This window comes from Sulfitobacter dubius, assembly GCF_900113435.1.
In the GTDB taxonomy this organism is placed as follows: domain Bacteria; phylum Pseudomonadota; class Alphaproteobacteria; order Rhodobacterales; family Rhodobacteraceae; genus Sulfitobacter; species Sulfitobacter dubius.
In genome coordinates, this window is record NZ_FOPG01000001.1 from 276,551 (window position 1) to 299,799 (window position 23,249).

Annotated in this window: 26 protein-coding genes; 20 read left to right on the forward strand and 6 right to left on the reverse strand. The window is 60.3% G+C overall.

What is annotated here, in order from left to right:
* Positions 1 to 141 precede the first annotated feature (141 nt).
* Genes BM229_RS01315 through BM229_RS01355 form a run of 10 tightly spaced genes read left to right on the forward strand, consistent with a single transcriptional unit; the run spans position 142 to position 9,847 of the window.
* Positions 142 to 2,433: a bifunctional salicylyl-CoA 5-hydroxylase/oxidoreductase gene (locus BM229_RS01315; RefSeq protein ID WP_093925908.1), complete on the forward strand. Its 2,292-nt coding sequence runs from the start codon at positions 142 to 144 to the stop codon at positions 2,431 to 2,433.
* Positions 2,430 to 3,161, forward strand: a complete 732-nt coding sequence (locus tag BM229_RS01320; RefSeq protein WP_093925909.1) for an SDR family NAD(P)-dependent oxidoreductase — start codon at positions 2,430 to 2,432, stop codon at positions 3,159 to 3,161. The genes BM229_RS01315 and BM229_RS01320 overlap by 4 nt, the downstream gene beginning before the upstream one ends.
* A complete protein-coding gene (locus BM229_RS01325; RefSeq protein WP_093925910.1) occupies positions 3,158 to 3,619 on the forward strand; it encodes a MarR family winged helix-turn-helix transcriptional regulator in 462 nt (153 codons plus the stop codon). The genes BM229_RS01320 and BM229_RS01325 overlap by 4 nt, the downstream gene beginning before the upstream one ends.
* Complete coding sequence (locus tag BM229_RS01330; RefSeq protein WP_093925911.1) at positions 3,609 to 4,409, forward strand: enoyl-CoA hydratase family protein; 801 nt, start codon at positions 3,609 to 3,611, stop codon at positions 4,407 to 4,409. The genes BM229_RS01325 and BM229_RS01330 overlap by 11 nt, the downstream gene beginning before the upstream one ends.
* Before the next feature lie 41 nt (positions 4,410 to 4,450).
* The gene (locus BM229_RS01335; RefSeq protein ID WP_093925912.1) at positions 4,451 to 5,602 is read left to right on the forward strand and encodes an acyl-CoA dehydrogenase family protein; all 1,152 of its coding nucleotides are present in this window, start codon (positions 4,451 to 4,453) and stop codon (positions 5,600 to 5,602) included.
* Positions 5,599 to 7,221 carry an AMP-binding protein gene (locus BM229_RS01340; protein WP_093925913.1) on the forward strand — a complete coding sequence of 541 codons (1,623 nt, stop codon included), beginning with the start codon at positions 5,599 to 5,601 and terminating at the stop codon, positions 7,219 to 7,221. Before BM229_RS01335 ends, BM229_RS01340 begins: the two co-directional genes overlap by 4 nt.
* Positions 7,218 to 8,045 carry a tryptophan 2,3-dioxygenase gene (locus BM229_RS01345; RefSeq protein ID WP_093925914.1) on the forward strand — a complete coding sequence of 276 codons (828 nt, stop codon included), beginning with the start codon at positions 7,218 to 7,220 and terminating at the stop codon, positions 8,043 to 8,045. Before BM229_RS01340 ends, BM229_RS01345 begins: the two co-directional genes overlap by 4 nt.
* On the forward strand, positions 8,046 to 9,233 hold the full coding sequence (gene kynU, locus BM229_RS01350; protein WP_093925915.1) for a kynureninase: 1,188 nt from the start codon (positions 8,046 to 8,048) through the stop codon (positions 9,231 to 9,233).
* A gap of 54 nt (positions 9,234 to 9,287) precedes the next feature.
* The gene (locus BM229_RS18025; protein WP_208604005.1) at positions 9,288 to 9,425 is read left to right on the forward strand and encodes a hypothetical protein; all 138 of its coding nucleotides are present in this window, start codon (positions 9,288 to 9,290) and stop codon (positions 9,423 to 9,425) included.
* A 23-nt stretch (positions 9,426 to 9,448) separates the two neighbouring features.
* Positions 9,449 to 9,847, forward strand: a complete 399-nt coding sequence (locus BM229_RS01355; protein ID WP_093925916.1) for a RidA family protein — start codon at positions 9,449 to 9,451, stop codon at positions 9,845 to 9,847.
* 58 nt (positions 9,848 to 9,905) lie between these two features.
* On the opposite strand, the gene BM229_RS01360 is transcribed toward BM229_RS01355, so the two are convergent.
* Genes BM229_RS01360 through BM229_RS01370 form a run of 3 tightly spaced genes read right to left on the reverse strand, consistent with a single transcriptional unit; the run spans position 9,906 to position 11,939 of the window.
* Positions 9,906 to 10,700 carry a metal ABC transporter permease gene (locus tag BM229_RS01360; RefSeq protein WP_093925917.1) on the reverse strand — a complete coding sequence of 265 codons (795 nt, stop codon included), beginning with the start codon at positions 10,698 to 10,700 and terminating at the stop codon, positions 9,906 to 9,908.
* Entirely contained in the window at positions 10,693 to 11,463 is a 771-nt protein-coding gene (locus BM229_RS01365) for a metal ABC transporter ATP-binding protein (RefSeq protein ID WP_093925918.1), read from the reverse strand. The genes BM229_RS01360 and BM229_RS01365 overlap by 8 nt, the downstream gene beginning before the upstream one ends.
* Positions 11,460 to 11,939 (reverse strand): Fur family transcriptional regulator, encoded by a 480-nt coding sequence (locus BM229_RS01370; protein ID WP_093925919.1) that lies wholly within the window; start codon positions 11,937 to 11,939, stop codon positions 11,460 to 11,462. Before BM229_RS01370 ends, BM229_RS01365 begins: the two co-directional genes overlap by 4 nt.
* An 83-nt stretch (positions 11,940 to 12,022) precedes the next feature.
* Between BM229_RS01370 and BM229_RS01375 the strand changes: the two genes are divergently transcribed.
* Positions 12,023 to 13,216 (forward strand): zinc ABC transporter substrate-binding protein, encoded by a 1,194-nt coding sequence (locus BM229_RS01375; RefSeq protein WP_093925920.1) that lies wholly within the window; start codon positions 12,023 to 12,025, stop codon positions 13,214 to 13,216.
* A 244-nt stretch (positions 13,217 to 13,460) separates the two neighbouring features.
* Here BM229_RS01375 and BM229_RS01380 read toward each other — a convergent pair whose 3' ends face one another.
* From BM229_RS01380 to BM229_RS01390, 3 genes are read right to left on the reverse strand one after another with little or no spacing between them, the layout of a single operon-like run.
* Positions 13,461 to 14,519, reverse strand: coding sequence for a YeeE/YedE family protein (locus BM229_RS01380; RefSeq protein ID WP_093925921.1), 1,059 nt, complete (start codon positions 14,517 to 14,519; stop codon positions 13,461 to 13,463).
* Complete coding sequence (locus BM229_RS01385) at positions 14,512 to 14,850, reverse strand: ArsR/SmtB family transcription factor (RefSeq protein WP_093925922.1); 339 nt, start codon at positions 14,848 to 14,850, stop codon at positions 14,512 to 14,514. Before BM229_RS01385 ends, BM229_RS01380 begins: the two co-directional genes overlap by 8 nt.
* On the reverse strand, positions 14,847 to 15,209 hold the full coding sequence (locus BM229_RS01390) for a thioredoxin domain-containing protein (protein ID WP_093925923.1): 363 nt from the start codon (positions 15,207 to 15,209) through the stop codon (positions 14,847 to 14,849). Before BM229_RS01390 ends, BM229_RS01385 begins: the two co-directional genes overlap by 4 nt.
* 97 nt (positions 15,210 to 15,306) lie before the next feature.
* Here BM229_RS01390 and BM229_RS01395 point away from each other — a divergent pair, with 97 nt between their 5' ends.
* The 9 genes from BM229_RS01395 to BM229_RS01435 all read left to right on the forward strand — a co-directional run bounded on the left by BM229_RS01395 (position 15,307) and on the right by BM229_RS01435 (position 23,209).
* Positions 15,307 to 16,044, forward strand: coding sequence for a cytochrome c biogenesis CcdA family protein (locus tag BM229_RS01395; RefSeq protein WP_093925924.1), 738 nt, complete (start codon positions 15,307 to 15,309; stop codon positions 16,042 to 16,044).
* A gap of 22 nt (positions 16,045 to 16,066) precedes the next feature.
* Positions 16,067 to 16,651: a thioredoxin family protein gene (locus tag BM229_RS01400; RefSeq protein ID WP_420855235.1), complete on the forward strand. Its 585-nt coding sequence runs from the start codon at positions 16,067 to 16,069 to the stop codon at positions 16,649 to 16,651.
* Positions 16,652 to 16,787: 136 nt separating this feature from the next.
* On the forward strand, positions 16,788 to 17,261 hold the full coding sequence (gene soxX / locus BM229_RS01405) for a sulfur oxidation c-type cytochrome SoxX (RefSeq protein ID WP_208604006.1): 474 nt from the start codon (positions 16,788 to 16,790) through the stop codon (positions 17,259 to 17,261).
* Between the two features lie 114 nt (positions 17,262 to 17,375).
* On the forward strand, positions 17,376 to 17,795 hold the full coding sequence (soxY, locus tag BM229_RS01410) for a thiosulfate oxidation carrier protein SoxY (protein ID WP_067628363.1): 420 nt from the start codon (positions 17,376 to 17,378) through the stop codon (positions 17,793 to 17,795).
* A 33-nt stretch (positions 17,796 to 17,828) separates the two neighbouring features.
* Positions 17,829 to 18,158 (forward strand): thiosulfate oxidation carrier complex protein SoxZ, encoded by a 330-nt coding sequence (soxZ, locus tag BM229_RS01415; RefSeq protein WP_067941571.1) that lies wholly within the window; start codon positions 17,829 to 17,831, stop codon positions 18,156 to 18,158.
* Positions 18,159 to 18,199: 41 nt separating this feature from the next.
* A complete protein-coding gene (soxA, locus tag BM229_RS01420; RefSeq protein ID WP_093925925.1) occupies positions 18,200 to 19,048 on the forward strand; it encodes a sulfur oxidation c-type cytochrome SoxA in 849 nt (282 codons plus the stop codon).
* Positions 19,049 to 19,136: 88 nt separating this feature from the next.
* Positions 19,137 to 20,837 (forward strand): thiosulfohydrolase SoxB, encoded by a 1,701-nt coding sequence (soxB, locus tag BM229_RS01425; RefSeq protein ID WP_093925926.1) that lies wholly within the window; start codon positions 19,137 to 19,139, stop codon positions 20,835 to 20,837.
* Positions 20,838 to 20,910: 73 nt separating this feature from the next.
* Positions 20,911 to 22,170: a sulfite dehydrogenase gene (soxC, locus tag BM229_RS01430; protein WP_093925927.1), complete on the forward strand. Its 1,260-nt coding sequence runs from the start codon at positions 20,911 to 20,913 to the stop codon at positions 22,168 to 22,170.
* Positions 22,154 to 23,209 (forward strand): c-type cytochrome, encoded by a 1,056-nt coding sequence (locus tag BM229_RS01435; protein WP_093925928.1) that lies wholly within the window; start codon positions 22,154 to 22,156, stop codon positions 23,207 to 23,209. The genes soxC and BM229_RS01435 overlap by 17 nt, the downstream gene beginning before the upstream one ends.
* Positions 23,210 to 23,249 lie beyond the last annotated feature (40 nt).

The following is a 23,249-nucleotide window of genomic DNA, read 5'->3' on the forward strand; positions in this document are numbered from 1 at the left end:
CCTGCCGGAGGCGGGTGCAATGTGCAGGCCGGACCGCAAACCGTAATCCAGTGATTTTACTTTAAGCATAAAATATTTATCCTTGAACGAAAAAGCGACTCGGCCTAGGCTCCTTCCAAACCGAACCAAAGGGGAATTTCGATGCGTGCAATCTGTCTTGGCGGCGGTCCTGCGGGGCTTTACTTTGCGATTTCGCTAAAGCTGCGCCAGCCCGACGCAGATGTGACAGTGATGGAACGTAACCGCGCCGATGATACGTTCGGTTGGGGCGTCGTGCTGTCAGATGAAACGCTTGATAATCTTGAGGTCAACGATCCCGTTTCGGCACGCGAAATCCGCAGCCATTTCGCCTATTGGGACGACATCGCCCTGCATCACAAAGGCCATGTGATCCACAGCACCGGCCACGGGTTCTGCGGCATTGGCCGCAAGCGTCTGCTGCTAATCCTGCAAGCACGGGCACGGGAATTGGGTGTTAACCTTCAATTTGAAAGCGAAGTCAAAGCAGCATCGGAATATATGGACGACTATGATCTGGTGGTCGCCAGCGATGGTCTGAATTCCAAAACGCGGATGGAGTTCGAAGAGACGTTCCAGCCCGACATCGATGTGCGGCGCTGCCCCTTTGTCTGGCTTGGCACGCACCAGAAGTTTGACAACGCCTTCACCTTTATCTTCGAGAAGACCGACAAAGGCTGGATCTGGGTCCACGCCTATCAATTCGACAAAGACACCGCGACTTTCATCGTTGAATGCAGCCAAGAAACCTTTGACGCCTACGGTTTCGGCGAAAAGACCCAAGAAGAGACCATCGCGATCTGTGAGGAGATCTTTAAAGACCACTTAGACGGTCACAAGCTGATGACCAACGCCAGCCACATCCGCGGCTCGGCTTGGATCAAGTTCCCTCGCGTGCTTTGCGAAAAGTGGAGCCACGAAAATGTTGTGCTTCTGGGCGATGCTTCGGCCACGGCGCATTTCTCGATCGGGTCGGGCACCAAGCTGGCGCTGGAATCGGCGATCTCACTGGCGAAACATGTGAGCGATGACAAAAACCTAAGCACGGCATTTGAAAAGTATGAAGAGGCGCGGCGTCTCGAAGTGCTGCGTCTGCAATCGGCGGCGCGCAACTCGGTTGAATGGTTTGAGGATGTTGAGCGCTACCTCGACCTCGACCCAGTGCAATTGAACTACTCCATGTTGACCCGCAGCCAGCGCATCAGCCACGAGAACCTGCGCGAGCGTGACCCCAAGTGGCTTGAGGGGGCCGAGAAATGGTTCCTCGAACAGGCGGGGGCGGATAGCAACGGCCCGGTGCGTGCGCCGATGTTCGCGCCGTTCCAACTGCGTGATATGAAGCTGGAAAACCGCATCGTCGTCTCGCCGATGGCGCAGTACAAGGCCGTCGATGGCTGCCCGACAGATTGGCACCTGATCCACTACGCCGAACGCGCCAAGGGCGGTGCCGGGCTGGTCTATACCGAGATGACTTGCGTCTCGCCCGAAGGGCGCATCACGCCGGGCTGTCCGGGGCTTTACGCGCCCGAACATGAAGCCGCGTGGCAGCGTTTGACCGATTTCGTACATGCCGAAACGGATGCCAAGATCTGTTGCCAGATTGGCCATTCGGGGCGCAAAGGCTCGACGCAAGTTGGGTGGGAAGAGATGGACGCGCCGCTGAAAGCCGGCAACTGGGATATCATCTCGGCTTCGGCAATCCCGTGGTCCGAGGGCAATGCCATGCCCAAAGCCGCCAGCCGCGCCGATATGGATACGATCCGCGATGAGTTTGTCGATGCCACGCGCATGGCCCATCGCGCCAACTTCGACATGATCGAGCTGCATGCGGCGCATGGCTATCTGATCTCGTCCTTCATCTCGCCGCTGTCGAACCAGCGCGACGATGAATACGGCGGCAGCTTGGAAAACCGTATGCGTTATCCGCTGGAAGTATTCAAAGCGATGCGCGATGCATGGCCGAAAGAGAAGCCGATGGCAGTGCGCATTTCGGCCACCGATTGGGTCGAAGAAGACGGGGTAAGCCCCGAAGAAGCCGTTGAAATCGCCCGTATGTTCAGTGACGCAGGGGCCGATATCATCGACGTCTCGGCGGGCCAGACCTCGAAACAGGCCAAGCCGGTCTATGGCCGCATGTTCCAGACCCCCTTCAGCGACCGCATCCGCAACGACGGCGGCATCAAGACCATGGCCGTGGGCAATATCTATGAGGCCGATCACGTCAACTCGATCCTGATGGCGGGCCGCGCCGATCTGGTCTGCCTTGCCCGCCCGCATCTGGCCGATCCCTATTGGACGCTCCATGCCGCCGCCGCGATTGGCGACCGCCACGCTGATTGGCCGCTGCCCTATGGCCCCGGCCGAGATCAAGCATGGCGTCTGGCAGACCGCGCCGCAGAGATGGAGAAAGTATGAGCCATGTGATTATCACCGGCGGTGGGTCAGGCGTTGGGGCAAAGATCGCCCGCGCTGTCGCCGACAGCGGCGCAAAAGTTACCATCATGGGCCGCCGAGAAGCACCTTTGCGCGAACAAGGGCTGCCGTTTCAGGTCTGTGATGTGACAGACCCACAAGCCGTGGCCCACGCCTTTGCCGCCGCCCGTAGTGAAAATGGCCCCATCACCGGAGTCGTAGCCAATGCAGGCGCAGCCCATTCCGCCCCTTTCGACAAGATCACCGCGCAGGACATGGCCGATATGCTGGCCGTTAATGTAACGGGCGTCTTCAACGTCTGGCAGGCAGCACTGGCCGAGATGAAAGAGGCCAAGCGGGGTAGGCTTATCGCTGTGGCTTCTACCGCCGGGCTCAAGGGCTATCCTTACGTGGCAGGCTATGTAGCGGCGAAACATGGTGTCGTGGGCTTGACCCGCGCGTTGGCGTTAGAGGTCGCGCGCACGGGCATCACGGTGAACGCCATTTGCCCCGGTTTCATCGACACGCCGCTGTTGGAACGCTCGGTCGAGAATATCACCAAAACCACAGGAAAGACGGCAGACGAGGCCCGCGCCATCCTTAAACGCGCGAGCCCGCAGAACCGTTTTGTCACCACCGATGAGGTCACGGCGGCTGCGCTCTATCTGCTGTCGGACGGTGCTGCTTCGGTCAACGGGCACGCGCTGTCTTTGTCGGGGGGCGAAGTGTGAGCAATGCGGCCAAGGATCGCGTGCGGCTTTGGCTGCGGCTGTTAAAGGTCGTGCGTGGCCTTGAGCAGGAGTTGCGCGACACGCTGCGCCGCGAGCATAACACCACGCTGCCGCGTTTCGATGTGATGTCGGCCCTGTCGCGGCATCCGGAAGGGCTGAAGATGAGCCAACTTTCGGGCGTGCTGCGGGTGTCCAACGGTAATGTCACTGGCATCGCCGACCGGCTTAGCGAAGAGGGGCTGGTGCAACGTATCCCCGTACCCGGCGACCGCCGTGCGATGATGTTGCGTCTAACGCCCCAAGGGGCCGCTGAATTTGCGCTTCAAGCGCAGGCCCATGAAGATTGGATCAACGAAAAACTACGCGGCGTCTCCCCCGAGGAAGCCCGCGCGATGGCGGCCCGCTTGCAGGCCTTCGCCGCCCAAACGGAAGAAGAGGAAAACGCCAATGCGCAGTGACGTGAAGCACTTTCAATGTGAGATCAAAGACCGGATCGCCACCGTGCGGCTGGACCGGCCCGACCGTAAGAACCCGTTGACCTTCGACAGCTATGCCGAGTTGCGCGACTGGTTCCGCGACCTCGTCTATGCCGATGATGTCGACGTGGTGATCTTTGGCTCCAACGGCGGCAACTTTAGCTCTGGCGGCGATGTTCATGATATCATTGGACCTTTGACGCAGATGAACATGAAGGAACTGCTGCGATTCACTCGCATGACCGGCGATCTGGTCAAAGCGATTGTAAATTGCGGCAAGCCGGTCATCGCGGCGGTCGATGGTGTCTGTGTGGGCGCAGGGGCAATCATTGCCATGGCGTCTGACCTGCGTTTGGCCACGGCAGAAGCCAAGACGGCATTTCTGTTCACCCGCGTCGGCCTTGCCGGGTGCGATATGGGCGCTTGTGCGATCTTGCCGCGTATCATTGGACAGACCCGCGCGGCAGAACTGCTTTATACGGGTCGCGCCATATCGGCCGAGGAAGGCGAACGCTGGGGCTTCTACAACCGTCTGGTCGCAGGCGAGACGCTGGAAGATGAGGCGCTGAAGCTGGCGCAGAAAATCCAAGCAGGGCCAAATTTTGCACATATGATGACGAAAACGATGCTGGCGCAGGAATGGGCCATGTCTATCGAACAGGCGATTGAGGCCGAAGCACAAGCGCAGGCGATCTGCATGCAGACCGGCGACTTTGAACGCGCCTATAACGCTTTCGTCGCCAAGGAACGCCCGGTCTTCGAAGGGGACTGAGCAACAAAAGCCAAAAGATAAACACGCGGGGAGGCCTAAAGATGGCTGATAGAACTTTTCTCGACTGGCCCTTTTTTGAGCCGCGCCACAAAGAGTTGGCGCTGGCGCTTGATGAATGGGCCGGACAAGAATTGAAGAACGTGGATCACGCCGATACCGACGGGGCCTGCCGTGATTTGGTCGGAATGATGGGCCGAGATGGCTGGCTGCGCCACAGCGGGGCCGAAGGCGATGAGGTGCTTGATGTTCGCACCCTCTGCCTGATCCGCGAAACACTGGCGCGCCATGACGGGTTGGCGGATTTTGCCTTTGCAATGCAGGGGCTTGGCACCGGGGCGATCTCACTGTTTGGCACTGATGAACAAAAGGCCGAGTGGCTACCTAAGACGCGTTCGGGTCAGGCGATCTCGGCCTTTGCGCTGACCGAGCCGCAATCCGGGTCGGACGTGGCCAATTCCACCATGACCGCCAAGGCAGATGGCAATGGCTATGTGCTCGACGGGCGCAAGACGTGGATTTCCAATGGTGGTATCGCTGACGTCTATACCGTCTTTGCCCGGACCGGCGAGGCGCCGGGCGCAAAGGGGCTTTCTGCCTTTATCGTACCCGCCGACACGCCCGGCCTAAAGGTCGAGGAACGGCTTGAGGTTATGGCACCGCATCCGCTGGCCACACTGCATTTCGATGGGGTGAAACTGCCCGGGTCGGCGCTTCTGGGCGAGGGGGGGCGTGGATTTGCCATTGCGATGTCTGTGCTTGATGTCTTCCGATCAACCGTGGCTGCTGCCGCTTTGGGCTTTGCCCGCCGCGCCTTGGACGAAGCGCTTTTGCGGGTGACCTCCCGCCAAGTGCAGGGCGCAGCATTGAGTGAGTTGCAGTTGGTTCAAGGCCATATCGCCGATATGGCGTTGGATGTGGATGCAGCGGCCTTGCTGGTTTACCGCGCCGCGTGGACCAAAGACAGCGGCGCGCCCCGCGTGACCCGCGAGGCGGCGATGGCCAAACTGTTTGCTACCGATCAGGCCCAAAAGGTCATCGACACAGCGGTGCAACTGCATGGCGGGGATGGTGTGCGTAATGGTCAGGCGGTCGAGCGACTTTACCGCGAAATCAGGGCCTTGCGGATTTACGAAGGCGCATCTGACGTGCAACGTGTCGTCATTGCACGCCAAACGTTGGGAGCCATGACATGAAGCTGCACCCGAGTGGACATGAAGACACATTCGCCCGTGAGAACCTACCGCCGTACGATCAATGGCCCGACCTCAATCTAGATCAGTTCACCTATCCCGAGCGCCTGAACATAGGCGTAGAACTTACTGATACTATGGTGGAAAAAGGTTTTGGGGATCATACGGCGCTGATCGGCAATGGGCGGCGGCGCACGTACAAAGAACTCGCCGATTGGACCAACCGTCTGGCCCGCGCCATGGTGGATGATCTTGGCGTTAAACCCGGCAATCGGGTGTTGATCCGCTCGGCCAACAACCCGGCGATGGTGGCCTGCTGGCTTGCCGCGACCAAGGCGGGCGCGGTGGTGGTGAATACCATGCCGATGCTGCGCGCAGGAGAGCTTGCGGCGATTGTCGACAAGGCTGAAATCAGCCACGCGCTTTGCGATACACGGCTGATGGATGAGATGACGACATGCGCCAAGTCGTCGAAATTCCTCAAGACGGTGGTGGGCTTTGACGGCACCAGCAACCATGATGCAGAACTTGACCGTTTGGCGCTCGAAAAGCCGGTTCAGTTTGAGGCCGCCGACACCGCACAAGACGATGTGGCGCTTCTGGGATTTACATCAGGAACGACTGGTAACCCCAAAGCAACAATGCATTTTCACCGAGACCTTTTAATTATCGCGGACGGCTATGCGCGCGAGGTTCTGGGAGTCACGCCTGAGGATGTTTTCGTCGGTTCGCCCCCCTTGGCCTTTACCTTCGGGCTTGGCGGGCTTGCGGTTTTTCCGCTGCGCTTCGGGGCCGCGGCAACGTTGCTAGAAACCGCCAGCCCGCCCAATATGATTGAGATCATTGAGAAATATAAAGCGACCGTGTGTTTTACCGCCCCCACGGCTTACCGCGCGATGTTGCAAGCGATGGAAGAGGGCGCGGACCTCAGCAGCCTGCGTGCCGCCGTGTCTGCCGGGGAAACACTCCCTGCGCCTGTTTATCATGAGTGGAAAGAGAAAACCGGCAAACCCATGCTCGACGGGATCGGCGCGACAGAGATGTTGCATATCTTCATTTCCAACCGTTTCGACGACCATCGCGCGGCCTGCACGGGCAAGCCTGTCACGGGCTATGAGGCACGGGTGATCGACGCGGACGGTGCTGAGGTGCCGCGCGGCGAGGTGGGGCGGCTGGCCGTGCGCGGCCCTATCGGCTGCCGCTATTTAGGCGATGCGCGTCAGGCCGATTACGTCAAGGATGGCTGGAACATCACTGGCGACAGTTTCACCATGGATGAGGACGGTTATCTGCACTTTGCCGCCCGTAACGACGATATGATCATCAGTTCGGGTTACAACATTGCCGGGCCAGAGGTTGAGGCAGCATTGCTTAGTCACCCATTGGTGAGCGAATGCGGCGTGGTCGCGGCCCCTGACGAAGCGCGCGGTTCTATCGTGCAAGCGCATGTGGTTGTGGTTGATGGAACGCCGGAAGATATCAATACAATCAAGATACTGCAGGACCATGTTAAAGCGACCATTGCGCCTTATAAGTACCCGCGCGACATTCGTTTCATCAAAGAGTTGCCGAAAACCGCAACCGGAAAGATCCAGCGTTTCGCGCTGAGAGAGGGTAAATGAGCACGTTTGACGAAGCCTCCAAGGGCGCGAAGATGAGTTTTGCCAAGGATAAATCCTATGGGGATTACCTTGGGCTGGACCAAATCCTGACGACTGAAAACCCGCTGGATATGGCGCACGATGGGCTGTTGTTTATCATTCAGCACCAAACCTCGGAACTGTGGATGAAACTGGCGATCCATGAGTTGACCGCCTGCCGCAAATCGCTTCAAGCGGGGGAGTTGCGCCAAAGTTTCAAGATGTTGACCCGCGTGGCGCGGATCTTTGAACAGCTTAACTCCGCGTGGGACGTGCTGCGCACCATGACGCCCAGCGAATATACTCAGTTCCGCCCGTATCTGGGGGCGTCGTCGGGGTTTCAGTCGTACCAGTACCGTTTGATTGAGTATCTTCTGGGCAACCGCATCGCGGCACTGACCAAACTGCATGAACACACGCCCGAACCCCATGCGGCACTGGTGGCAGAGATGCAGCAGCCGAGCCTTTATCAGGTGGCGATTGACTTGCTGTGTGAGCGGCTGGGAGAGCCGTCATTGGCAGGCGGACCGGAACCAAAGGCTTGGGAGGCCAAAGCTGAGGTTCAGGCGCTTTGGAAACAGGTTTATGAAGACCCGACAACCCATTGGGAACTTTATGAATTGGCGGAAAAGCTCGTCGATCTTGAGGACTACTTCCGCCGCTGGCGGTTCAACCACGTGACCACCGTGGAACGCATCATTGGTTTCAAACGCGGCACCGGGGGCACGTCGGGCGTGACCTATCTGCGTAAAATGCTCGAAGTGGAGCTTTTCCCCGAGCTTTGGCATGTGAGAGGAGCACTGTAAGTGTCTGTTTTGAAAAAAGATCAGTTTATCCTGCCCGAGGGCGTGATCTACCTCGACGGGAACTCTCTGGGGCCGCTGCCCAAGGCCGCCGCCGCGCGGGTGCAGGAAATGATTGCCGACGAATGGGGTGACATGCTGATCCGCGGCTGGAATCAAGCCGGATGGATGGAACAGCCTACGCGGGTTGGCAATATGGTCGCGGGTATCGTCGGCGCGCCGGAAGGGTCGGTGGTGATGGGCGACACGCTGTCGATCAAGGTGTTTCAGGCGTTGGCTTCGGCGGTCAAACTGCGCCCCGGTCGCAAGGTGATCTTGTCGGATACCGGCAACTTCCCCTCGGACCTCTATATGGCTGAAGGCTTGGTCGGGCTGTTGGAACAAGGCTATGAGCTGCGCAGCGTCGCCCCCGAAGAGGTGAAAGACGCCATTAACGAAGACATCGCTGCCGTGATGCTGACGGAGGTCGATTACCGCACGGGCCGCAAGCATGACATGAAGGCGATGACCGAACTGGCCCATGCCAGTGGCGCGGTGATGATCTGGGATCTGGCACATTCGGCAGGTGCGCTGCCGGTTGATCTGGCGGGCAGCAATTGTGAATTTGCCGTAGGCTGCACCTATAAATACCTGAACGGCGGACCGGGCGCGCCGGGGTTCATCTATGTGCGCCCCGATCTGGCGGACGAAGTGCAGCCTGCGCTTGCCGGCTGGCTGGGGCACCGCCAGCCCTTTGCCTTTGATCTGGAGTACAAACCGGGGCAGGGCATTGAGCGGATGCGCGTCGGCACGCCGCCGGTGATCCAACTGACCGCGCTGGAAGTGGCGATGGGGCTGTGGGAAGACGTGGACATGCAAGAACTTCGCGCGGCCTCCGTCGCGTTGCAGGAGCAGTTCATCGACGAGATCGAGCGTGACGTGCCGCAACTGACCCTTGCCAGCCCGCGCAACAGCGCTGAGCGGGGCAGTCAGGTGTCGTTCCGATTTGAGGAAGGCTATGCCGCGATGCAGGCGGTGATCGACCGCGGCGTGATCGGTGATTTCCGCGCGCCCGACATCATGCGTTTCGGCTTCACGCCGCTCTATATCGATGCCGAGGACGTCTCCAAAGCGGTCGCGATCATCCGCGATGTGATGGAGAACCGCCTCTGGGACAACGAAAAATACAAGACCCGCGCGCGGGTGACCTGACAGGGACTGTTCTTTGCTGGCCGTCTCGCCCGCGCGCCCTTTGGGCGGGCGCAGTTGGCGGTAGTTAACTCCTTCGCCGATCTGCGCCGCGTGGCGGATCACGCCGTTTTTCTCGAACGTGGCGACTCGGCCTGCACTGGCCCAATGCCTGCGATCAATTCTCAAATCGCCGATCAGTTTCTCGGCGTGTGACTGTTAATAAAAAGGAACACGACATGTCGCATCAAGTTATCCACCCCGAAGGTTGGGCGCCCGCCAAGGGCTATGCAAACGGTATGCTCAGCGCCGATGGCCATCTTTTTGTCGGTGGTCAGATCGGTTGGACCGCAGAGCAGAAATTCGAATGCCATGACTTTATCGGTCAGATGAAACAAGCGCTGCAAAACATCCGTGATGTGGTCGAAGCGGCGGGTGGCACGCCCGAAGATATCATGCGCCTGACATGGTATGTGATAGATAAGAAAGAATATCTTGCCGCGCAAAAGGACGTGGGCCGCGCCTACCGTGAAGTGATGGGGAAACATTTCCCCGCCATGGCAATGGTGGTGGTTGCAGGATTGGTCGAAGACGAGGCCAAGCTTGAGATCGAAGCCGATGCGGTAATCAAGCGCTAAGCGCACCGCACCGCTAAGACAAACCGCGCGGCCCTTGCAGGGCCGGGCGGGCAGGGACTTAGGCTCGCCGCAGCAGTGGGGCCAGAGCCGAAGACAGCGCAAAAAGTGCCGCCGCGATGCTGACGATGCTGGGGCCGGTTGGCGTGTCGAATTCCAGTGATGCCATCAGCCCGCCGAAGGCTGCCAAAGCGCCCAGTCCCATCGCCCAGATCGCCATAGTTTCGGGCGTGCGGGCGAAGGGGCGTGCGGTGGCGGCGGGGATGATCAGCATGGCGGCGATCAGCAGCGCACCCACGACCTTGATCGCCACAGCCACCATGATCGCCAACGCAAGCGTTAGGATTAACTGCTCGCGCTTGGGGTTGCCACCTGCCGCTTGCGCAAGGTCGGGGTTCAACGTTGCCGCCAGCAGTGCAGACCAACGCCATGCCAACAGCAGCGCCACGGCCACGGCACCGCCCCAGATCACGGCAAGGTCAAAGCGCGTGACGGCAAGAATCTCACCAAAGAGATAAGACGAAAGATCAACGCGTTGCCCCGGCAGCAGCGACACGGCCACCAATCCAAGCGCCAGCGCGGAATGGGCCATCACGCCTAGTAGGGCATCGGCACTGACATTCCGGCCCGACAGCGTGCTGATCACCAGCGCCATCACCAGCGCCACCAAAAGCACCCCTGCGGTGATCGGCAGATCGGTTGCCAGCGCCAAAGCGACGCCCAGAAGGGCCGCGTGGCTTGTGGCATCGCCGAAATAAGCCATGCGCCGCCAGATCACGAAACAGCCCAACGGCGCGGCGGCCAGTGCGACGCCAAGCCCGGCAAGTGCTGCGCGCACAATAAAATCGTCAAGCATTCTCGGTCTCTTCGTGCTGTCCATCACAAGCGTCGCCGTGGTGGTGATTGTGATGGTGGTGATGATGGTCGTGATCGTGACGGTAGAGCGCCAGCGCCCCTTGGGTGCCACTGCCGAATAGCGCGCGGTATTCAGGCGCGTCCGCCACGGTTTCTGGCGTGCCTTCGCAGCAGACATGGCCATTGAGGCAGAGCACCCGGTCACTGGCGGCCATCACGACGTGTAGATCATGGCTGACCATCAGCACGGCACAGCCCAAATCTTGGCGCACCGCTTCGATTTGGCGGTAAAAGGCGGCAGATCCGGGTTGATCCAACCCTTGGGTCGCCTCATCAAGGATCAGCAGGTCAGGTTTTTCCAGCAGCGCACGGGCCAGCAACACGCGCTGGAACTGCCCGCCAGAGAGGTCGACCATCTGCCGCTCGGCCAATTCCGGCACGCCGGCGGTGGCAAGGGCATCGCGGATCGCTTCGGGCGTTTGGCGGCGCGGCAGGTTGACGAAACGGCGCACGGTGAGTGGTAGGGTCGCGTCGATCTGCAATTTTTGCGGCACATATCCGATGCGCAGCCCCGGTTTGCGGGTGATCTTGCCCGCCGCCGGTTTCAACGCGCCGATCAGCGCACGCAGCAGGCTGGACTTGCCTGAGCCGTTGGGGCCGACGATGGTGACAATCTCCCCCGGTTCGATGTTGAAGTTCACATCGCGCAGGGCGACTTGTCTGTCGTGGCGCAGGGTCAGGCCACGTGTCTCAATCAGGCTCATGCACCGGTCTCCTGACAGGCGGGGCAAAGGCCTTCGGCCTCGACAACGCTACGCTCGATACGAAACCCTGCGGCGCGGGCGGCATCGCCAAGGCGGCTTTTGGTTGGCGAAGTCTCGGCCTCTGCCACCGAGCGGCAGCCGCGGCAGATCAGGAAGGCGGGCGCATGGTCTTCGCCCGGATGCACGCAGCCGACATAGGCATTAAGCGCTTCGATCTTATGGGCCAACCCGGCTTTGACCAGAAAATCCAGCGCGCGGTAAGCCACAGGGGGCTGCGCGCCCAAGCCTTCGGCCGAGAGATGCGCCAAGAGGTCATAGGCGCCCAAAGCGCGGTGCTCTGACAGCAAAATTTCCAATGCACGACGGCGAACGGGCGTCAGCCGCAGCCCGCGCGCGGCGCATTGTGCCTCGGCGGCCTGCATGGTGCTGCGCATACATGCGGCATGGTCGTGATCGCGGAATTCGATGGCGCTCATGGGGGACCTCAATTCGTTTGTGCATTGATATGTTATAACAAGGATGCTAGCAAGGTGATACTATAACATTTTGAAGGTCTGCCATGTATCGTTTCTCGCTCCCCGCTGCCGTTCTTGCGTCGGTCTCGACGCCGCTTTGGGCCGATGTGCCTGCCGTCGCCACGGATATCGCACCAGTTCATGCGCTGGTGTCTCAGGTGATGAAGGGTGTTGGGACGCCAGACCTCATCGTCCCGCAGCGTAGCTCGCCCCATGGCTACGCGATGCGCCCTTCGGAGGCCCGCGCGCTGAGCGGGGCTGATCTGGTCGTTTGGGTTGGCCCCTTGCTGACCCCTTGGTTGGCCGATCCACTGAATTCGCTGGCAGGAAGTGCGAGCCATCTTGCATTGATGGAGCAACCCGGCACCCGCGTGTTGCCTTTCCGTGAGGGCGCAACATTCGAGGCGCATGACCATAGTGCGCACGACGACGAGGGGCATGATGACCACAAGGGGCACGACCACGGCGATGAGGGTCACGAGGACCACGAGGGGCATGACCACGGCGATGAGGGTCATGAGGACCACGAGGGGTATGATCACGGCGATGAGGGTCATGATGACCACGAGGGGCACGACCATGGCGATGAGGGGCATGGTGACCACGAGGGGCACGACCACGGCGATGAGGGGCATGATGACCATGAGGGGCATGACCACGGCGAAAAAGATCATGATGACCACGAACCCCATGATAACCACGGACCCGGTCACGCCCATAGTGGCGATGATCCCCATGTCTGGCTTGATCCGCGCAACGGCCAGTTGTGGTTGGGTCAGATCGCGGAGAGCTTGGCCGAGCTAAATCCTGACAACGCCGCCCAGTACCGCGAGAACGCCGAGGCAGCACAGGCAGAGCTCGCCACACTAGAAAAGGAAATCTCTGAAACCCTCGCGCCGGTCAGGGACCGCCCCTTCATCGTCTTCCATGATGCCTACCATTATTTCGAAGCACGTTTTGACATCGAAGCGCTTGGGGCCATCAGCGAGAATGACGCCCGTGCACCGGGCGCGGCGCGCGTCTCGGAGTTACGGGCCTTGGTGGCTGACAATGGCGTCAAATGCGTCTTTGCTGAGCCGCAGTTCAATCCCGGCCTAATTGCAGCCGTGGCAGAAGGACAGGACACCGGGGCCGGTACGCTTGACCCGCTGGGTGCCGATCTTGAACCGGGGGCCTCCCTCTATGCGGATCTGCTCCGCGGTATGGCTGAAGATATGGCTGCTTGCCTTTCGGATTGACCAAAGGGGCGCTTGGTTGAGGAACCGGGCGTTTTTAAAGAAAAGTGGTGCAGCTGGGGAAGCTGCACCACATCTTACATGCTAAAATCAATTTTATAGAATTTCGATCAGTCTGCGGTCTTTCCGCTGCCCTGTTGGTATTCAAAGCTACCGTAGGGTGCACCGTCTTCGCCCTGCTCCGTGCGCCCTTTGGAAACTCTACTGGCGTTTCTTTGCACCATAACTGTCACGGTTTTATGACGCGCTAGACCGGGCTGCGGCGAAATCCGACAATTAGTTGGCGCAGTCCAATCGCGGCCCCGGCAAAAATCGACGCTAAGGTCACAGGGCCGCTGAAAGCCAAGACCGATATGGCAGAGATGCCTTGCCCGATGGTGCAGCCCATAGCGATTACCGCACCAGCGCCCATAAGCCCTGCGCCGAGTATCTGGCGGCGCAGCTCGCGCGGGTCTTCGCAAGCTTCCCAACGGAAATGCCCCTGCCAGAGCGAGCCGAGGAACGCGCCGATCCAGACGCCCGAGACAGAGCCGATGCCAAAGCTGAGCGGACGGACCGACCCCTGCATCGCATAGAGCAGTGTCTCTCCCACCGGGGCGGCATAGCTGTGAGACATGAGCGTCTGGGTACCAAAGCCGGTCTGTGCAAGCCACGCCGTGCCCGCCCAGCCCGAAACGATGGCGAGACCGGCGACCACGCTCCAGAAAACCATACGGAAATCACGGCGAAAGCTGCGGGCGCTCAGCATAAGGGCACAGATCATCATCCCCAAAGCCACACCGATCATTGCCACCGATCCGCCTGTGAGTGCGGAAAGCGCATGGGCGATGCCATCGGGCGGACCTGCGTTCAATTGCTGGGGGAAGAGGAGCACACGCGCCGGGGCGAGAGGGCCAGAGAGCACGGCAAAGGCTGCCAGCCCCATGACCACCACGATGACAAAAGCGCGCAGATCACCCCCGCCAAGCCGCGCCAATGCGCCAAAGCCGCAGGTCCCCGCCAGCGCCATGCCATAGCCGAAGATCAGTCCGCCAAAGATCGCAGGCGCCCAAGAGAAGGCGATGGTCAGATGAAAGGCGCGGTCGATGTTGATGAAGCCAAACCCGCCAAGGGTAAAACTGCCCAGCATCGCCACACCGATCGCCAAACCCCACATCCGCATCCGGTGGCTGGAGCCGCCGTAGAGCAGGTCTTCGATCGCCCCTAAAGTGCAGAACCGCCCCAATCGTGCGGCAAGGCCCAGCAATACGCCGCCCAATCCACCCAAGAGGGCGGCGGTCAGCGGCTGGCCCAGAAGCTCAATCATCCTTGCAGAACAATTCGTAGACCAGTTCCAGCAATTTGCGGGGCCGGTCATCGGCAAGCCGGTAGTAGATCGTTTTCCCATCACGCCGGGGGGTCACCAGCCCTTCGAGCCTGAGGCGCGACAGTTGCTGCGATACGGCGGCTTGCCGGGTCGAGAGCAGGGCTTCCAACTCGCTCACCGACTTTTCACCCGAAACAAGATGACACAGGATCATCAACCTCCCCTCATGGCTGATCGCCTTGAGAAAATTCGACGCGGTCACGGCATTGGTCAGCATCCGGTCCATGTCTTCTTCGGACATGTCGGGGGTAATCACGGGCAGGGCTGTCATTCGGTCGGTTCCTCGAAATCGGTCTTGTCGCGTAATAGCATATTCAGCATCGGCCAGAAAAACTCCGCGCCGGGGTAGCCTTCGAGACGGCCCAGTTCGGTGTCATCTTCAACCAGCAGGAAGGTTGGCGTAAATACCACCGCGCGCTGGGGGGTGACGCTATCCTCGACCGCCGAGATGTCGACGCGGCGCAGCGGGGCAAACTTCCCTTCGGCGGTTTTGGGGTAAACGGGGGCGATCTCTTTGTCCCAGCGTTCGCAATAGATGCAACCGGGCTGTTCGACCATGACCAGTTCCACCGCCAAGGCGGGCAGGGCGGTTAGGGCCGCGAGGCTCAGGGCGGTCACTGTGCGGATCATTGGCTTGCCTGATTGACGTTTGGACAACACTCAACGTAATTTGAATATGTGAATTGTTCAAGCGCGGCGGCATGTGTCGGCGCGGGCAGGAGGTAACATGTTCGACATCACCTATGCAGGCGCGCTTCTGGCGGGGCTGCTCAGCTTCTTTACCCCCTGTATTCTGCCGATGGTGCCGTTCTATCTGAGCTATATGGCGGGGCTCAGCGTGACCGAGTTGCGCGGCGACGGCGCGATTGCGCCAGGGGCGCAGCGGCGGCTGGTGTTGTCATCGGTGCTCTTTGCGCTTGGGGTGACGACGATCTTTGTGCTGCTGGGCATGGGGGCCACGGCCTTGGGGCAGGTGTTTACCCAATACCTTGAGCCGCTGAGCTGGGTGGCGGCTGCGATCCTGCTGGTCTTTGGCCTGCATTTTCTGGGCGTCGTCGAGGTGCCACTCCTCTACCGCGAGGCGCGGCTGGAGGGCGGCGGCAAGCCCACTTCGATCTGGGGCGCCTATGTGATGGGGCTGGCCTTTGGCTTTGGCTGGACGCCCTGCGTTGGCCCGGCGCTGGCAGCGATCTTGATGATAGCGTCGGGCATGGGGGACATCACGCATGGGGGGCTGTTGCTGGCCGCTTACGGCGCGGGGATGACCGCACCCTTCGTGGTGGCCGCGCTTTTCGCCAAGCCGTTCCTTAACTGGGCGGCGCGGCATATGGCGCTGGTGCAAAAGGTCGAAAAGGCGATGGGGGTCATGCTGATCCTCTTTGCCGTGCTGATCGTGACAGGCGGGGTGCAATTGATCGCGGATGCAATGATCCGTTGGTTCCCCAGCTTCACGACGTTAGGGTAAAAGCAACAAGGAGGACGCCGATATGATGATCGCAAGGATAGGGGCCGCAGCCGCCGCGATGCTGCTGGCATGGCCATTGGCCGCCGCGGAACTGGGCGACGACGGTCTGCACAAGACGCCGTGGATGCGCGACACCTTCAAAGACCTGCGCGAGGATTTGGAGGAGGCCAACGCCGAAGATAAGCGCCTGATGCTGATGTTTGAACAACGGGGCTGCATTTACTGCACCAAGATGCACGAGGAGGTCTATCCCGCCCCCGAAATCACCAATTATATCGAAGAGAATTACTTCGTCGTGCAGCTCAACTTGCACGGGGACATCGAAGTGACCGATTTCGATGGTGAGACCCTCTCGGAAAAGCAGATGGCGCGGAAATGGGGGATTCTCTTTACTCCGACTCTGATGTTCCTGCCCCAAGAGGTGGCCGAAGGCGCAGCCGCGCCGCAGGCCGCGGTGGCGGTGATGCCGGGTGCCTTTGGCAAGGGCACGACGCTGGATATGCTGACTTGGGTCAACGAAGAACGCTACGCCCTTGAAGGCGACGAGGATTTCCAGCGATACCATGCGCGGATGATCCAAGAACGCAGCAATGGCAGCACGGATTAACCCATGAAAAACAGCGCCGCGGATGTAAAGCTATTCAAAAGTTTGAATTTGTTGTTGCGCCGCGCCGCATCCCTGTCTTAGGGTCAGGTAAACCGGATCACACATCACCGTGATCGGCACTGGGAGGAAGTTTTCGATGATGAGATGGATCGCCGCCGCAATTGTGTCGGGCGCGCCCGTTCTGGCCGCCGCTGAAACCGTGGCACCTGCCGACGTGACCTATGATGATTACGGTTCGGTTGAACAATCGCTGACCGGCACGCCGGGGGATGCTGCCAATGGTGCCGCCATCGTTGGCAACAAGAAGGCTGGCAACTGCGTGGCCTGTCACCAGTTGGATGCGCTGAGCGATGTGCCCTTTCAAGGGGAGATCGGCCCGATGCTTGACGGGGCGGGCGACCGCTGGTCAGAGGCAGAGCTGCGCGGCATTGTCGCCAACAGCAAAATGACCTTCGAAGGCTCGATGATGCCCTCCTACTACAAGACAAGCGGATATATCCGCCCCGGCGACGGTTTCACCGGCAAGGCCGGGTCTGAACCGCTGCCGCCTCTGTTGGACGCCCAGCAGATCGAAGATATCGTGGCTTTCTTGGTCACGTTAAAAGAGTAACGCGGGGCCTGCGCAGCCGAGGGGCGGCGGATGGCTCGACAGATCATCGCGGTCAGCGCACCGCGGCAATGGAATAACGGCGCAGAGCGCCGCTGACGGATAAGGAGATGAGAGATGAACTTCTCAAGACGTGAAACTTTCGGCCTCGGCCTTGGAGCCGTGGCGCTGACCATGCTGCCCGTGGGGGCTTCTGCCGCCACGGTTGACGAGCTGATTGCGGAATTCACCGGCGGGGCCGATATGGCCGACACTGGCGTCACCCTGACTGCGCCTGAGATCGCGGAAAACGGCAACACCGTGCCAATCTCGGTCGAAGCGCCCGGCGCGTCCGCGATTATGGTTCTGGCCACTGGCAACCCGACCCCGCCCGTGGGCACCTTCAATTTTGGCCCCTTGGCCGGTTCGCGCAGTGCCTCCACCCGCATTCGTTTGGCCACGACCCAAGACGTTGTCGCCATCGCCAAGCTGGAAGACGGCACCTTTGCCCGCACCAGCGCAGAGATCAAAGTCACAATCGGCGGCTGCGGCGGCTAAGCCCACGCGCCCCAATTTTTAGGAGTTTTCAAAATGGCAGAAGGTGTAACCCCTCGCGTCAAAGTGCCGAAAAAAGCCGAAGCAGGTGAGGTCATCACGATCAAGACCCTGATCAGCCACCCGATGGAATCGGGCCAGCGCAAAGACGGCGACGGCAATGTCATCCCGCGTTCGATCATCAACCGCTTCACAGCTGAGTTTAACGGCGAGAGCGTGATCGACGTGAAGATGGAACCGGCGATGTCGACCAACCCCTATTTCGAATTTGACGCCACTGTGCCTGAGGCCGGCGACTTCAAATTCACTTGGTACGATGACGACGGTTCGGTCTACGAAGAAGTCAAATCCATCACGGTTGGCTGACCTCGCGTCAGCCAACCGTGCGTGGAACAGGGAGGAAAGACATGAAATTCAAGGCAATGACCGCGGTCGCGGCGCTTTTGGTGGCCGCCCCCATGCTGGGGATGGCCGATGAGGAGGCCGAGCTTGTCGTCAACGGCGAGATCGAGATGGTGACCAAGACCGATGCACCTGCGCATCTTGAGGGGGCTTTGCCGGAAATCATGTCTGGCTGGCGCTTCCGCTCGGATGAGACGCAGCAAACGCAGATGGACGATTTCGACAACCCCGGCATGATCTTTGTCGACCAAGCCCAAGCGGTTTGGGACACGGCAGAGGGCAGCGAGGGCAAGTCCTGCGCGTCGTGTCACAATGACGTGGAAGCGATGGAAGGCGTCCGCGCCGTCTATCCCAAATGGAACGAAGAGGCGGGCGAGGTCCGCACGTTGGCGATGCAGATCAACGACTGCCGCGAGACCCAGATGGGTGCCGAGCCGTGGAAATACGACGGCAGCGACATGACCGCGATGGAGGCGCTGATCTCGGTCCAGTCGCGCGGCATGCCGGTCAACGTGGCCATCGACGGCCCGGCCCAGAGCGTTTGGGAGCAGGGCAAGGAGATGTATTACACCCGCTACGGCCAATTGGAGCTGAGCTGCGCCAATTGCCATGAGGACAACTACGGCAACATGATCCGCGCCGACCATCTGAGCCAAGGCCAGATCAACGGCTTTCCGGTCTACCGTCTGAAGAACACCAAGCTCAACAGCAGCCACGCTCGTTTCAAAGGCTGTATCCGCGACACTCGGGCCGAGACCTTTAGCCCCGGCAGCCCTGAGTTCGTGGCGCTAGAGCTTTACGTCGCCAGCCGCGGCAATGGCCTGTCGGTCGAAGCCCCTTCGGTGCGTAACTGATTTAACATCCGGGCTTTTTGCCTGACATGTTCCCGCCCCCTCAACCGGGGGCGGGGCCTTTCCCTGTTTTTAAGTGCTGGAGCGTAACATGCTGTCTCGCCGTGATTTTCTTCAAATGTCCATGGCCGCGGCCTCCATCTACGGCGGCTCGGGCTTCGGCAACTGGGCGCGGCTGGCGGCGCAGGACCGCTTCGATCAGGACGCGCTTCTGGAATTCGAGAAGTTCGGCAATGTCACCCTGATGCATGTGACCGACATCCACGCGCAACTGAAGCCGATCTATTTCCGCGAGCCGTCGGTCAACATCGGCGTGGGCGAGAACCGCGGCAAGGTGCCCCATATCACCGGCGAGGATTTCCGCATCCGCTACGGCATCGGCGGCGGCACGCCGCTTGATTACGCGCTGACCTATGACGATTTCGTCGCCCATGCGCAGGCCTACGGTAAGGTCGGCGGCCTCGACCGTGTGGCCACCGTGCTGAACGCCATCCGCGCCGACCGCCCCGATGCGCTGCTGTTGGACGGCGGGGATACGTGGCACGGCTCGATGACCTGTCTCAAGACCGAAGGGCAGGACATGGTCAACGTGATGAACGCGCTGAAGCCTGATGCGATGACCTTCCACTGGGAGTTTACGCTGGGGTCTGAGCGGGTGCAAGAGATCGTGCAGGGGTTGCCCTTCGCGGCCCTTGGCCAAAACATCTTTGACGCGGAATGGGATGAGCCTGCCGAACTGTTCAAACCCTACGAATTCTTTGAGCGCGGCGGCGTGAAGATCGCCGTGATCGGGCAGGCCTTTCCCTATATGCCCATCGCCAACCCCGGCTGGATGTTCCCTGAATACTCCTTTGGCATCCGCGACGAGCATATGCAGCAGATGGTCGACGAGGTCCGCGCGCAGGGCGCTGAGCTGGTCGTTTGCCTGAGCCACAATGGTTTCGACGTCGACAAGAAAATGGCCGGCATCGTCAAGGGGATCGACGTGATCCTGTCGGGCCATACCCATGACGCGCTGCCCGAACCGGTGCTGGTAGGGCAGACGCATATCATCGCCTCCGGCTCGAACGGGAAATTCGTTTCCCGCGTGGATCTGGACGTGCGCGATGGCAAAATGATGGGCATCCGGCACAAGCTGATCCCGATCTTCTCGGACCTCATCACACCCGATCAAGAGGTGGCTAAGTTGATCGACGCGCAGCGCGCGCCTTATCTGGATGAGTTGACCCATGTGGTCGGGCAGTCCGATGCGCTGCTCTACCGCCGCGGCAACTTCAACGGGACATGGGATGACCTCATTTGCGATGCGCTGCTGAGTGAGCGCGACGCCGAAATCGCGCTGAGCCCCGGGGTGCGTTGGGGGCCGTCGATCCTGCCGGGCCAAGACATCACCCGCGAAGACATTTTCAATGTCACTTCGATGTCCTATCCCAATGCCTATCGCACGGAAATGACCGGGGAATTCCTGAAGGTCGTGCTGGAGGACGTAGGCGACAACCTGTTCAACCCCGACCCCTACTACCAGCAGGGCGGCGACATGGTCCGCGTTGGCGGCATGGGCTTCAAGATGGACATTGCCAAGCCGCAGGGCGAGCGGATCAGCGATATGACCCTGCTCAGTTCCGGTGAGCCGATTGATCCGTCGCGCAGCTATGTCGTCGCCGGTTGGGCCTCGGTCAACGAAGGCACCGAAGGTCCGCCGATCTGGGATGTGGTCGAAAGCCATATCGCTAAGTTGGGAACCGTTTCTGATGGGGCCCGCACGCCGGTGGAAATCGTTCTGCCAGACTGAGAAAAAGCAGAATAGGGGTTCTCATGCGGCAACAAATTCAATAAAATGAATTTGAATATGTGAGGGCCACGACATGACTGACGAAAATCAAACTGGACCATCGCGCCGTGCCTTTCTAACGGGGGCAGGTGCGGCGGCTGCGGGGACGCTGGCGGGCGGCGCCAGCGCCCAGACGGACCCGGCGATTGCCATTCACCCGTGGATGCAGGAGCTGGGCGACGGCGTTGACGCCGCGCCTTATGGGATGCCATCGCCGCATGAGGCAGATGTAAAGCGCCGCACCGTGGAGTGGCTCACTGCCGATCCGGTGAGTTCGATCAATTTCACGCCGCTGCATGACCTCGACGGGACGATCACCCCCAATGGTCTGTGTTTTGAACGTCACCACTCTGGCGTTGCCCGCGTTGATCCGGCCCAGCATCGGCTGATGATCCACGGGTTGGTCGACAAACCCTTGGTGCTGACCATGGAAGACCTCAAGCGGTTTCCCCGGCAGAACCACGTCTACTTCCTTGAATGTGCAGCGAATTCTGGGATGGAGTGGCGCGGTTCTCAGCTTAACGGCTGTCAGTTCACCCATGGTATGATCCATAACGTCATGTACACCGGCGTGCCGCTGCGGCTGGTGCTGGAAGAGGCGGGGATCAAGCCCGAAGGCAAGTGGCTGCTAGCCGAAGGGGCCGATGCCGCCGCTATGACGCGCTCAATCCCGATGGAAAAGGCGCTCGACGATTGCCTTGTCGCCTTCAAGATGAACGGCGAGGCACTGCGCCCCGAACAGGGCTACCCGGTGCGTCTGGTTGTGCCCGGCTGGGAGGGCAACATGTGGGTGAAATGGCTGCGCCGTCTCGAAGTCGGTGACCAGCCCTGGCACCACCGCGAGGAAACCAGCAAATATACCGACCTCATGGCCGACGGTGTGGCGCGGCGTTTCACTTGGGAGATGGACGCGAAATCGGTCATCACCAGCCCCAGCCCGCAAGCGCCGATCACCCATGGGCCGGGGCCGACCGTTCTGACGGGGCTGGCGTGGTCGGGCCGGGGGACGATCCCGCGCGTGGATGTGACCCTTGATGGCGGCATGACATGGCACGAGGCACGGATGGACGGGCCGAGCACGCCCAAGGCGCTGCACCGCTTTTACTATGATTTCGAATGGGACGGAAAACCGTTGCTGCTGCAAAGCCGCGCGCATGACAGCACCGGCTATGTCCAGCCCACCAAAAATGCCCTGCGCGAGATCCGGGGTGAGAATTCGATCTACCACAACAATGGCATCCAGACTTGGGCTGTTGACGCTGACGGAAAGGCCGAAAATGTCGAGATTTCTTAAACTTGCGCTGCTGGCCAGCGCCATGGCCAGCCCCCTTGCCGCAGAGCCTTTGGGACTTGGCCGCGCCGCCACGCCCGAGGAAATCGCCCTTTGGGACATCGACGTGCGCCCCGACGGTCTGGGCCTGCCTGCGGGCAGCGGCGACGTGATGACCGGCGATAAAATCTACACCGAGAAATGCTCAGCCTGTCACGGGGTCTTTGGCGAAGGCACAGGCCGCTGGCCGGTGCTGGCAGGCGGGCAGGGCAGCCTGTCCGATGCACGTCCCGTCAAGACGATCGGCAGCTATTGGCCTTATCTCTCAACGGTTTACGACTATGTGAACCGCGCCATGCCCTTTGGCAACGCGCAGTCGCTGACCCATGATGAGGTCTATGCGATCACGGCCTATCTGCTTTATCTCAATGATGAGGTAGATGAGGATTTTGTGCTCTCTTCGGACAACTTTGCCGAAGCGCGTCTGCCGAATGAGCAGGCCTTCAAACCCGATGACCGGGCAGAGGTCGAGTTTGCGGCATTTAAAGAAGAGCCCTGCATGACCGAATGCAAACCATCGGTCGAAATCACCATGCGCGCCGCCGTGCTGGATGTGACGCCCGAAGAAACCGCCGCGAAAGCCGCCGCTAAGGCCGAAGAGGCGCAAGCCGCAGAGCCCACCCCCGAAGCGCCGCCCGCCGAGGCACCGGCGGTTGAGGTCGCCGAGGCTCCTGCCGCCGACCCGGCGCTGATCAAAGCGGGCGAAAAGGTGTTCCGCAAATGCAAATCCTGCCACCAGATCGGCGCCAAGGCCAAGAACCGCGTCGGCCCGGTGCTGAACGGCATCGTGGATGGCCCAGCGGGTGCGGTCGATGACTTCCGGTACTCCAAACCGATGGCAGCCGCAGCCGAGGCAGGTCTGGTCTGGACCGAGCGCGAGCTCAGCGCATTTTTGGGAAACCCCAAGGGCTATATGAAGGGCACGAAAATGTCCTTCCCCGGTGTGCGCAAAGAAGAAGACATCGCCGCTCTGATCGCCTACCTGCGTGACGCGTCGGAGTGATTGAGGCGATTAGAGAAAACTGACGTGCCTGCCCCCCTTG